Raw genomic sequence first — 12,290 nt, forward strand, 5'->3', positions numbered from 1 at the left:
TCATCTATCATGAAAATCAGATCGCTGTTTACCTTACTTTTACTCATACTGGCTTTTAACCTGGCATACGCACAGGCAACACTTAAACCAGGCATCTGGCGCGGTGTAAGCAAAACAGCCACGGGTGTCGAGATCCCTTTTAACTTCGAGGTAAGTACTGTTGCCGGGCAAACCCGTCTGGCTATTATTAACGGTGCCGAACGTTTTAAGGTGACAGATGTAAAATATAAAGGCGATTCTGTTTTCATCCACATGCCTTTGTTTGATTCCGAGTTCAGGTTAAAACTAAGCGCGGGTGTACTTACCGGTAAATGGATCAAGAATGGCGGTACCAAGTTTACTATCATGGACTTTACCGCTACCCCCAATACGCCATGGCGATTTAAGACCCCGCAAAAACCTGCAGCCAATATCACCGGCAGATGGTCCGTTCCCTTTGTGAGTGATGGCAAAACGGACCTGACTGTGGGTGAGTTTAAGCAAGTTGGCGCAAAGGTTACCGGCACATTCCTGTCAACCACCGGGGATTACCGCTTTCTGGAAGGTGTTATTACCGGCCATGAGCTGTACCTGTCCACTTTTGACGGTGGCCATAACTACCTGTTTACCGCTAACATTACCGGCGACAAGATAACGGGCGGAAAGTTCTATGCCGGCCTTACCAGTGTTGACGACTGGAGTGGTGTTAGAGACGCCAATGCCAAATTGCCTGACGCCTTCTCGCTGACCGCGCTTAAGCCCGGTTACAAGAAACTGGCCTTTACGTTTAAAGACATCAACGGCAAAAAGGTGTCGTTAACCGACGAGCGTTTTAAAAACAAGGTGGTTATCGTGCAGATATTGGGTTCATGGTGCCCTAATTGTATGGACGAAACCGCTTACATGATCAACTATTACAAGAAGTTCCATTCAAAAGGGGTTGAAGTTATTGGCCTGGCGTATGAGCGCACTACCGATTTCGCAAAATCACAGCGAACGTTGCAGCAACTTAAAACCCGCTTCAATATACCTTACCCTTTATTGATCACCGGCTATACTCCTGCTAATGGCGACCCTGCCAAGAGCCTGCCCATGATGGCAAAGATCCTGGGGTTCCCTACTACTATCATGATCGACAGGAAAGGCGATGTACGTAAGATCCATACCGGTTTTAGCGGACCCGGCACCGGCGAGCACTATACCGATTTTATCACCGAGTTTGAACGCCTTACCATCCACATGCTGGAAGAACAGGGCTAAAAGCATGGTGAACTGTTCCACGTGAATGTGATACAAGTGGAACAGTTGGTACACCTGTTTTTGCAATAAACTGGTAGTGAAATAGTTAATTTATTGATTTCCGGCTCATGATACATTTTGAAACAAAGGATAAGTCAGTAAACTTACAGCCAAAAGCCCCACAAACAACTGTTTATCAGATTATTGAAAATTCGATAATTTAGAATTAATAAAAATGTCATTTCGATAGAGCTTGAGGAGGGACTTGGGAAGGCCGCGAAAGAGAAATCTTTGACAAAATACAAGGCAAAAATGCATAGCGTACAAGATTTCTCCTCACTCCAAAACTCCACGCTCCTTGGGTTCGTTCGAAATGACATCGCAGTTTTCTTATGCCGGACTCACGTTAACTAAGCGATGTGTTACTTTCTATTTTGGCGGCTGATACTCAAGCGGCACCTTATCCCCCAGCCTGCTCATCCCCCAATCGCCGGTAATGCTCATGCCCTCGTAGTCTTTAAAAACTCCTTTACGGTCAATCGCCGTCTCGTTCCCCGGAAAGCTTATTAAGGTACTTTTACCAGTCATTGTTACTCCTTTTAACGAAAAAAGCTCCTTTCTGTCCACAATTTTTGCGGCTTGTTTCGGGTCGTATCTTACCAATAAGGGTATGGCTTTAAATGTCAGGAACGCGGTATCTACTACGTTAAAAAGGCTGTCAAATTTTACAGGCCGCGGGTCAATATATACCAGGTTATCATTGGCATTTTTGGCTGGTTTAGGGTATGTTTTGTAAACCAGGAAACCTTCTTTAAGTACCGTATTTGTATAAACAGCCCTTAAAAAATGCACCAATGATCCGTTATAAGCTTCAAGGCGCTTTTTTGCCCATTTCTGTTTCATTTTTTCTGTGCCGGGCATTTCCTCAAATAAAGCGTCGCCACTATAATCTGTTCTGTCAGTAGCCGCGTTGTACCAAAAACTCTTGAGCATGTACCTGATCTTATAACCTAAATTTTTGTTTTCAACCACCAGGAATTCGTCCGCGTCGGCCATTAAAAACTCTTTTTTTGTGCTGAAGTTTACCGCGCCGGGGTTTAGCAGAACACAAGCCTGTCCATTTTCGGTCGCGCCTAAAAACTGCTGTTTAAAAACCCTCATAAAAAGGTCTTTACTTTTGGATTTACCTATAACTACCTCTTTTAGTTGATTTGTTTTTACCTTTAAGGATATGTGCAGGTCGGCAGGTTTGTCTTTGATCTCGATGTTTTGCGAATAAGGAAGGTAGCCTAACATTTTTACCGACAGGTTGTAATACCCGGGTAGTATGGTATAAAATGTAAACTCGCCGGCATCATTGGCCGAGGTTATTTTCTGCGACCCGCTGATGAAAATGGTAGCACCTTTTACCGGTTGGTTGTTCTCGTCCTTAATCGTCCCTGAAATTGCATAACCCTGTTGGGCCATGGCATGCGCATTTACAAAGACAAATAAAATAAGCAGTAAGCGGCAAGCCAATTTTTTCATTTAGGTATACTTGATATTTTTTACGATAGCTGTTTATTCCACACTGTATTTATACACCTGTCTGCCCAACTGCCCATCAGCATTGATGCCCTCCACCACTACCTTGTAAGTTCCGGGCCCATCGGCATTAAAAAAACTGAATGAAGTTTTACCCGACTCATTGGTTTTTAAATAGGGGTTCCAGTAAATAGTGGTGCGCAGGTCAGGCAATTTGTTTTCTTTACCCGGCGTGTATCGCGGCGAGTAAAACTCGCGTACTTTATTAAAGCCCTTAGGGGTTATGTTAACAATGCTTGGATTATATCTTCGTCTTATCATGCCGCGCTTAGTATAGATCAATATAGTGGCTCCACCAAATGTTGATAATAATGCCTGGTTAGTACGTATAACGTCAATTTTAACAATATCTTCCGGTTCTATGATATTGTCATCAAAAAAGTCTCCCACATCATGCATCTTCATTACAATGTTTCCGTCAATGATTAATTTCATTGGCCCCATGCCGTTAGTTTGACGGCAAAAGGGATAATTATTGTAATGGTAGGGAAAATCGTCTTCTATAAAGTCGTATGGTTTAAAAACTACTCCAGGTAATGCTCCCTGTAAACAAATCCCCAATGTTGCACAGTTTTCAGGGTTTTTTACTATGTAAGTAAAATCAGAATGGCCCTCGGGTACTCGGAACATTCCTTGCGCAGCATAAGCAGGCGGCGCAATTTTCTGCGCCCTGATCTTAACTTCACGTAACTTGTGTACCTGGTCAAGCCTTCCCAGTTTTTCATTGATTTCATCTTCTTTTTTCCCATTGTCGAGATAAGTTTTTAAGGTTTGCGCAATGTTTGTATTAACATCGGGCAGGTTAAGATTTCTGCTCATCTTCACCGCAGGAATGCTGTCTAAGGAGATGATCACCTTATCGCTATTCTTAGCCGTTCTGGCCTGAAGTGCAAACTTTACACTGTCCAATAAAAATATTTTATCAAACTTAAATCTACCTGTAGCATCTGTTGTGGCTGATTTGGCTATGCCTGCTTTAACCGATACCAGGTTTACCATAGCATTTGGCAATAACTTACCACCCAGCGTAGTTACCTTGCCTGAAATAGAAGCCCCGAGGCCCTCTGCATCAAAAACAGGTTTGGTACTAACAACATTGTTCAATTCCTTCCATTCAAACCTGCGGTAGCCTTGTGTCAGCATCAGGTTGTCCAATGCTTTATCTGTTTCTTCGTCATTATCCTTTATAAAATAATAGTTGGGCTTTTCTACATAGCCTTTCAGGTCGGAGGTGAGGAGCAGGTTTGAAAAGATGGTACTCTCGGCACTTTCATCAATGGGTACTTTACTTTCATCAATTACCGCGACACTAAAATTGCCCGCGGTGGGTTTGCCTTTGCTGTCTTTTACTTCCATATCTGCCAGTACAGCTTCTTTACTGCTGTAGGTGTTTTTGGAGGCTTTAAGGGATAACTGCATGCGGTCATCATTCCTGATAAAAGCTATCCGCTCATTCAATGGTTCGTTATTGGTATCGAAAATGGTGAATTGCGCTATACCGGTTGGGAACAACTTTTTCTGCAACCAAACCGATGTAAGCGCGTTTGCTATCTTTACCGGCGCGGCAAATATCACTTCGCCATTGGTATGGGCTACCAGGCTGATGTTACTGTTTTGATTTTTTGGTGACGCGTGGATCCGCACCAATACACTATCCTTATTGGGCTGGTAAACACTGAGAACATAACCTTCATCTGTCGCTTTGGGCAGGGGAATAGCTTTTGTAGTACCGTCAGCAAAAGTAATATTGGCCGTGTAGGTTTTACCCGCTTCGGGTTTGAAGGGGAAACTGCCCATACCGGCATGCAGGGTGGTAAATTCGGCCTGCTTTTTATTTTCATTATCGGTTACGATTCCTTTAATGTCTAACCCTAATCCGTCAATGCCTACCGCCTTAAAGGCAACTCTTGAGGATATGCCGTTTACCAGGTTACCGCTTTCAGGGAAGAACTGCACATCGCTTTGTGAAAGCATGGCCTTTATCGGGAAATCACGTTTTACAGTATTTTTATCGCTTCCGTCTAATTCGGTGGTGATGTAAGCGCCTGTAAGGTCGGTGTTTTTGGGGTTTGCAATCCTTACCGGCATGTTACCCTGCGCGTCCGTCTTAGCGTTGGCCGACCACATGACCTGTTTATTAATTACGATCTGGTAGTGTATGTTTTTGCCTCCGATGGGTTTACCATCGTCATCTGCGTAATTAAGCATCGCGGTAAGCACAGGCTTGCCTGCTTCGTCTTTATACTGATAATCCGCCTTAGTTACAATGTTATTGCTCAGCAGATCGCCAACGGTAAAGGTATGGTCATAGAAATATTCAGGCCCGGCATTGCGCATCCATTGGGTATAGGCGCGGATACGGTAGCTGCCTGCTTTATAATTATCCCCTAAAATAAAATCGCCCATCACCATGCCCGAGGTTACCGGCAATTTGAGCTGTTGAATAAGCGAGTCTTTCTCGGTGATCAACTCTACATACATTGCCCCGCTTAATGCCGAAAGCTGGTGCCTACTGCCAATGGTGAGATAGCCTTTAAACCAGATGGTATCGCCCAGAGCGTAATATGGTTTATCCATGTGCAGGTATACTTTTTCCTGCGGGATGCTATCCGTCCAGCGTTGTAGCATTGTTACCAGTTTATCAACAGGTTCGTCCTGACGGGGGATAAAAGCAAACAGTGATAAAAACAAACAGAACACACCAATTTTAATTGGCAAAGAGGCAAGTGTTTTCATGATAGACTTAGGTTTAGGGTAAGTCTAAGTTAACAATAGTTTTTTATTATTTAGCAAGCATTATTTTAAGTTCAATGCTCCCCGTCAGTCTAAATTAAATTGTTCAATAATGCTTTGTGCCGATTCAGGGTGAACCGGCACAAAGCCTATCGATGCCCGCTTATTTGGCGGCAGTTACATCAGTTGTTTTCATCATATTTTTTGTGCTTTCCGCAAGGCGGATAAACTCGGCCCGGTAGCCGTCGTCGTCCTTGCCCTTAGCGCTTTTAGCCATAGTGATCAGCTGATCGAACTTTGAGTTTTGTTTAAACTCCGATTCGCGCAACAGCATACCATATTCGGCCACTGCCGCGGCAAACCTGAAATCGTCGGATGTTTTATCCGTCGGATTATCGTTAACTACTACTGATTGCATTTTGCTTCGATCAGAATCGGGGTTTTTGTACCTGAACTTAATGGTCATGACCTCGTTCGAGTTGTTATTGTGAACAGACGCTGGCGTTTTCTGGTATTTTAACGGATCAACACTTGCCGTAAAGCTATCCTTAACGCCAACAGGTATAATTTCATACAAGGCGGTAACCGTATGCCCCACCCCCATATCGCCGCCAAGCTTGGTATCGTTGTTAAAATCTTCCTTCGCCATCAACCTGTCCTCATATCCCAACAAGCGGTAAGACTGTACTTTGGCCGGATTAAATTCAACCTGTAGTTTTACATCCTTTGCTACGGTAAATAAAGTACCGCCAAATTCGCTCACCATTGATTTTGTAGCTTCGGTAATGTTATCAATATAAGCATAATTACCGTGGCCCTTATCAGCCAGCAGTTCCATTTTGCTGTCTTTGTAATTGCCCATACCAAAGCCAAGTATCGATAAGCTAATACCTGTTTTACGCTCTTCTTCAATTAACTGCTCCATATCCTTATCGCTTGACGCCCCGACATTAAAGTCGCCATCGGTTGATAAAATGATGCGGTTATTACCTTTTTTAATAAAGTTTTTCTGGGCCACCTCATAAGCCATCATTAATCCCGCTCCGCCTGCTGTACTGCCGCCCGCGCCTAACTGGTCAATCACCTGTTTGATCTTATCTTTCTGATCGCCTGGGGTCGATTCAAGTTTCACCCCAACTTCGCCGGCATAAACTACGATTGCTACGTTATCAATAGGTCTTAGTTGATCAACCAGCATTTTCATTGATGTTTTAACTAAGGGTAATTTATTAGGCTCAAACATTGACCCTGACACATCTATCAAAAACACAAGGTTTGACGGCGGTAATTTGTCGGTCTTTACGTTTTTTGCCTTTAGCCCTATCCGTACCAATTGGTGTTGAGGGTTCCAGGGCGCGGCAGCAAGTTCGGTCTGAATTGCTACCGGATCGCCGCTGGTTGGTTCAGGTAGGTTATATTTGAAATAATTGATCAGTTCTTCAATACGCACGGCGTCTTTTGGCGGCAGTTGTCCGCTATTAATAAACCTGCGAACATTAGAATATGACGCGCCGTCAACATCAACAGCTAAGGTTGACAGCGGCGTAGTTTTAGGGTCAATAAATTGATTTTCTGCAATACCGGCGTATGACTCATTACCCGGCACGGCACGGTTGTTATAACCAATAATTCCCTGATCCCTAATGCCGGACGGCAATCTTTTCAGGGCTTCGCCGGCATTGCCGCCATTATATTCCTTGCCGTTAATTTTAGATTTTTTGTCCTTTTTAGCATTTGGGGCAGCTACCGCGTTATTGGCAACCGGATTATTCCCGGTGATGATGTATGATGAACCGGTCTGTTCGTCGCGATTACGTTTAACATAACCACGTACAACCACTTCATTTAATGCGGTTTCTTTAACTATCAGGTTTATATTTAGTGTAGTTTGCCCGGGCCTGAGTTGTATAGTTTGATCGGTATAACCAATGCAGGCAAAAGTCAGCGTTGTTTTTTCTTTCACCTTTATCTTGTACTGTCCATTAACATCAGTCCGGGTTATTACTTTACCGTCTACAGAAACGGTAGCGCCGACCACTGCTTCGCCCGACATAGCGTCGGCAATTTTACCCCTTACGGTTGTTAATTTATGGCCACGGGTATGGGTCGTTCTGTTTGATTTTTCGGCTGGCGCTGCAAAGCCGGTAAATGTTACCAGGGCTAAAAGCATGATCAAATAATTTCTCATAATTATTTTTTTAAGATTTATGGATTTTGCAGGTATGATGCATCCTATTGATGATTTCCATAAATCATTTAAAAAAATTATTTTGTAGCTCTGCATGAACTTCTTAAAAAGCCAAGCCACCATAATTGATTTAGCCGACGAAAGGCTATTACTGGCGTATAAGCAAAACGGCGATTTAAAAACGCTGGCATCGCTTTATGAAAAATACATGCACCTGGTGTATGGCGTTTGCCTTAAATATCTGCGCGACGAGGAATTGAGCAAAGATGCCGTGATGCAAATTTTTGAAGAACTGATTGATAAAGCACAGCGGCATGAAATAAAAAACTTTAAAAGCTGGCTGCATGTACTAAGCCGTAATTTTTGCCTGATGCAATTGCGCTCTGATAAAAAAATGCCTACCGAAACTTTGCCTGACTTTATGGAATTTGTTGATGATACGCATCTGTATGAGGAGCAGGAGGGCGACATGCAATTGCTTGAGCGCTGCAAAGAAAAGTTACCATCGGCACAAAAAATAAGTATCCAGTTATTTTACCTGGCAGAGAAATGCTACAAAGAAATTGTTGAAGAAACAGGGTATACGCTTAATGAGGTTAAAAGCTATATCCAGAATGGTAAACGAAATTTAAAAATTTGTGTGGAGAAGAACCGTGAGCGATAAGAATAACAACATACAACAAATTGACAAGTACCTTAAAGGTAAGCTTGATAATAAGGCCATGCACCTAATTGAACGAGAAGCACAGGACGACCCTTTCTTTACCGATGCCCTTGACGGCTACGAAAAAGAAGGCGTTTTCCCTGCTCAGAGCTTTTCAGACCTTAGATCAAGACTAAATGAACGCGTCGCCAAAAAGCAAAGAAATAAGCTATTGCTGTGGCGCATTATACCTATTGCGGCTTGTTTATTGCTGACGGTAGGTGCAGGTTACTGGTTCTCTGCTCATAAACAAAAGCAGCTTCAATATGCAAACAATGTTCCGCCGGTTACACACAAAGCCCAACCACAGCCTGTAACCCCTGCTACAATATCAAAAGACACAAGCAAAGCTATACTTGAAAAACCTGCATACATTGCTAAGAGCAAATCTGTTAAAAAATCTGCGCCGTTAGCTGACATCCTGAAGAAGGTACAGCGTATAAAAGTTGACAGCGACGGAAAAATAGCTGAAAAAGGTGATGCAAAGTTAATAGCCCGGGTTAATGCTAAAGAATATAAAGGCGGCAGCGTCAGTGATGCCTTGAAAAAATTACCACGCGACATTGCAGAAAATGAGCCGGCTAAGGGATCATCGTACCCAATCACCGGTAAAGAAGTTCAGGATAATCCTATTGGAAATAAAGAACAGCTTTTACAGGGTAAAGTTGCGGATTTGAACATTCAGAACGGCAGCAAATCAACAAATGATCTGATAACAATAAGCGGCATAGTTACCGATAACAACGGCAAAGCAATAAGTGGCGCTAACGTTTACAACGGAAGCCGTGGCGTTGCCAAAACCGATACAAATGGCAGGTATCACGCCTTGGTTAATAAAGACTCTTTGATAACATTTACCAATCTTGGATACGGGACGCAATCATTTAAGGCAGCTCACGAAAAGTATAACGTAGTAATGCAAGAGCAACCTACCAGTCTTGCCGAGGTAAACATTCGCGGGTATGTTAAACGTAACCGCGACGAACAAACCGGTTCATCTTACATCATAACCGGGAAAGCCAATCCATGCAAAGAAAACGCGCACTTTAAACGCAGGTTCTTTAAGAAGATAGCTATTGCCGAAAAATATGTAACAGAACACGCCAATAAGGATACATTAACTATAAGTGACGGTAAGTTCTATCGCGCCTTAAAGTTTATTACTAAGCATGCCCCATCAACCATTAAGGCCGACAAAGCCGGTAATGCGGGTTATTCCGATCTTAAAATATTCGAACTAAATAAAACCGGGTGGCTAAACTGGTATGAAAGCAATAAGTGTAATAATTTGAAATAGGTAAGTCAAGTTTTCATTTCGATACGAGGAACGAGTGAGAAATCTTATACATGCGATCCGCAGCATGTCGTTTAAGATTTCTCACTTCGTTTCGAAATGACATTTTTTCCTGTATAAGAGAGGATTAACTCTTCTCTTCCCAAATAGTGCTTAAATACAAAATGGTTTCAACCGCTTTCTGCATATCCTGTACAGATACCCACTCCTGCTTGCCATGAAACGCGTGTTCGCCGGCGAAGATGTTGGGACAGGGTAATCCCATGAATGACAGCCTTGAGCCATCTGTGCCGCCGCGGATACTGCATAGTTTGGCATCCAACCCGGCGCGCCTGATGGCTTCCATACCGTATTCAACAATCTGCGGATGCTCATCAAGCACTTGTTTTATGTTGCGGTATTGTTCTGTTACCTGCAACTCATAGGTCGAGTTGGGGAAATCTTCCAACACCTCTTCGGTTGCTTTCCTGATCTCGTTGGCGTACCTGGTCAAATTTTCCGCATCAAAATCACGGATTATAAAATCAACCGTAGCCTGCTCAACATGCCCGCTGATGCTAACCGGGTGAATAAAGCCCTCCATCCCATCCGTATTCTCCGGCGACAACTCAAACGGTAACATCGCCACAATTATCGATGCTATTTTTATGGCGCTTTCCATTTTATCCTTAGCAAAACCGGGGTGCGAGCTCACCCCGTTAATGATCAGCCTGGCACCATCGGCGCTAAATGTTTCGTTCTCCATGTTGCCGGCACTTTCGCCATCAATAGTATAACCGGCATAAGCGCCCAGCTTTTTAATATCCACCTTATCAACGCCACGGCCTATCTCTTCATCGGGTGTAAACAATATCCTGATGGTACCATGTTTTATTTCGGGGTGATTGATCAGCTGATAGCAGGCATCCATAATTTCGGCTACCCCTGCTTTGTTGTCAGCACCTAATAAAGTTGTCCCGCTGGCGGTAATAATATCGTTATTGAGCTGGTTTTTCAGGTCGGGGTGCTCGCTCATTCGCAGTACCTGTGTAGGGTCGTCGGGCAATACCAGGTCCTGCCCCCGGTAATTTTCATGCACAATTGGCTTTACCCCTTCGCCGCTGCAATCGGGCGAGGTATCCATGTGCGAGCAAAAGCAAATAACAGGTACATCCTTTTTTTCGGTGTTGCCGGGGATGGTGGCATACACGTAACCAAACTCGTCTAAATGCGCGTCATTTACGCCCATGGCTAATAATTCTTTCACCAAAAGCGCCCCGAGGTCCTTCTGTTTTAAGGTTGACGGATACGTTTTTGAACCGGGATCTGACTGTGTATCTATAGTCACATAGCGCAAAAAACGCTCTTTTACAGTAAATTCTATCATCGAATTTAAGTTCATATCTTTGAAATTATTATCTTGGTACCTTATTAGCTAATTAATGCGTATAAAGATTGATTAATATTTGGTTTTGAGGAAAGCTTTACTACTTTTTATTTTAGTTTTTTCAGGGCTGATATCAAGGGCCCAGGATAGTTACAACTACACTCCTTACGGTGTTGGCTTTTTTGGCAGTTTTAACACACCTTACGACGATTTGAAGAAAGCAAACAACGGCATCACCGTTAACGCTACCGGGTATTATAACGCTTCACCATACACATCACTTGGCCTTGAATTGCAGGCCGGCGGCCTATCGGGCGGCAGCATCGTTACAGACCCTAACAGGCGGGAATACAATAACCATTACATAGCACTTGCTTTACATGTTGACTTTGCACTTGGCGAAATAATTGATTACAGCCGCAGCGATTTTTTAGACGCTGTAAAAGATTTTTACATCGGTTCCGGTGTTGGCGTTATCAATAACAATATGGCGTTTATACAACGTACAAATTTACTGCCTACCGGCTATCCTGTCGGCGGCTACGTCTTTCCAGGTAAAAACAGCAGTTTAAATTTCATGGTACCTCTGCGTTTCGGGTATGAGTTTAAGATCTATAACGAATGGGCCGAACCTTATCTTGGCATACAGATAGGTTATATCCACAATTATACTTTTGGCGAGGGCCTGGATGGTTATGCCGATCCGCCGAGCAAATTCAGGAACGATTCGCCCGATCAATACCGGCAGATCTTTATCGGCGTAAAGTATAACTTCGGTAACCCTACGTCATACATCAAACGGATAAATTAAGCGTTGAACATAGAAGAATTGCGTGATCATTGCCTGGAAAAACCCGGTGCCACCGAAGGGTTCCCCTTTGGCGAGGATACTTTGGTTTTTAAGGTAGGCGGCAAGATCTTCTTAATTACAGGCTTACAAGAAGGCGACCGCTTTAATGTAAAATGCGACCCGGAACTGGCCGTTGAACTGCGCGAACGCTACACCGAAGTGCAACCGGGTTACCACATGAACAAAAAAATGTGGAACACCGTTTTTATGAACGGCTCTTTAACACACAAACAACTGCTTGAAATGGTCGACCATTCTTACGACCTTGTGTTTAAAAGCCTTCCTAAAAAAACACAGGCAGAAATAACGGGGTTAAACGAATAATACATCCTATAACGGGACATCATCTTTTCA

The 12,290-nt window shown here is 43.4% G+C and carries 9 protein-coding genes; 5 read left to right on the plus strand and 4 right to left on the minus strand.

The window, feature by feature from the left end:
• Positions 1–9 precede the first annotated feature (9 nt).
• A complete protein-coding gene (locus FO440_RS03745) occupies positions 10–1,239 on the plus strand; it encodes a peroxiredoxin family protein (protein ID WP_144246882.1) in 1,230 nt (409 codons plus the stop codon).
• Positions 1,240–1,647: 408 nt separating this feature from the next.
• Here FO440_RS03745 and FO440_RS03750 read toward each other — a convergent pair whose 3' ends face one another.
• The 3 genes from FO440_RS03750 to FO440_RS03760 all read right to left on the minus strand — a co-directional run bounded on the left by FO440_RS03750 (position 1,648) and on the right by FO440_RS03760 (position 7,723).
• Positions 1,648–2,745 (minus strand): carboxypeptidase-like regulatory domain-containing protein, encoded by a 1,098-nt coding sequence (locus FO440_RS03750; RefSeq protein ID WP_144246883.1) that lies wholly within the window; start codon positions 2,743–2,745, stop codon positions 1,648–1,650.
• Positions 2,746–2,778: 33 nt separating this feature from the next.
• Entirely contained in the window at positions 2,779–5,538 is a 2,760-nt protein-coding gene (locus FO440_RS03755) for a carboxypeptidase-like regulatory domain-containing protein (protein WP_144246884.1), read from the minus strand.
• A gap of 160 nt (positions 5,539–5,698) precedes the next feature.
• Complete coding sequence (locus FO440_RS03760; protein WP_246104167.1) at positions 5,699–7,723, minus strand: YfbK domain-containing protein; 2,025 nt, start codon at positions 7,721–7,723, stop codon at positions 5,699–5,701.
• Positions 7,724–7,817: 94 nt separating this feature from the next.
• On the opposite strand from FO440_RS03760, the gene FO440_RS03765 reads away from it, so the two are divergent.
• Positions 7,818–8,387 carry an RNA polymerase sigma factor gene (locus FO440_RS03765; RefSeq protein ID WP_144246885.1) on the plus strand — a complete coding sequence of 190 codons (570 nt, stop codon included), beginning with the start codon at positions 7,818–7,820 and terminating at the stop codon, positions 8,385–8,387.
• The gene (locus tag FO440_RS03770; protein ID WP_186292563.1) at positions 8,362–9,723 is read left to right on the plus strand and encodes a carboxypeptidase-like regulatory domain-containing protein; all 1,362 of its coding nucleotides are present in this window, start codon (positions 8,362–8,364) and stop codon (positions 9,721–9,723) included. Before FO440_RS03765 ends, FO440_RS03770 begins: the two co-directional genes overlap by 26 nt.
• A gap of 124 nt (positions 9,724–9,847) precedes the next feature.
• Here the strand turns inward: FO440_RS03770 and pepT are convergent, their stop codons facing one another.
• Complete coding sequence (pepT, locus tag FO440_RS03775; protein WP_144246887.1) at positions 9,848–11,101, minus strand: peptidase T; 1,254 nt, start codon at positions 11,099–11,101, stop codon at positions 9,848–9,850.
• Positions 11,102–11,171: 70 nt separating this feature from the next.
• Between pepT and FO440_RS03780 the strand changes: the two genes are divergently transcribed.
• Positions 11,172–11,897, plus strand: coding sequence for a hypothetical protein (locus FO440_RS03780; RefSeq protein WP_144246888.1), 726 nt, complete (start codon positions 11,172–11,174; stop codon positions 11,895–11,897).
• A 3-nt stretch (positions 11,898–11,900) separates the two neighbouring features.
• On the plus strand, positions 11,901–12,260 hold the full coding sequence (locus FO440_RS03785; protein ID WP_144246889.1) for an MmcQ/YjbR family DNA-binding protein: 360 nt from the start codon (positions 11,901–11,903) through the stop codon (positions 12,258–12,260).
• Positions 12,261–12,290: the final 30 nt, after the last annotated feature.

Origin of the sequence: Mucilaginibacter corticis (genome assembly GCF_007558865.1) — a bacterium.
Lineage (GTDB): Bacteria > Bacteroidota > Bacteroidia > Sphingobacteriales > Sphingobacteriaceae > Mucilaginibacter > Mucilaginibacter corticis.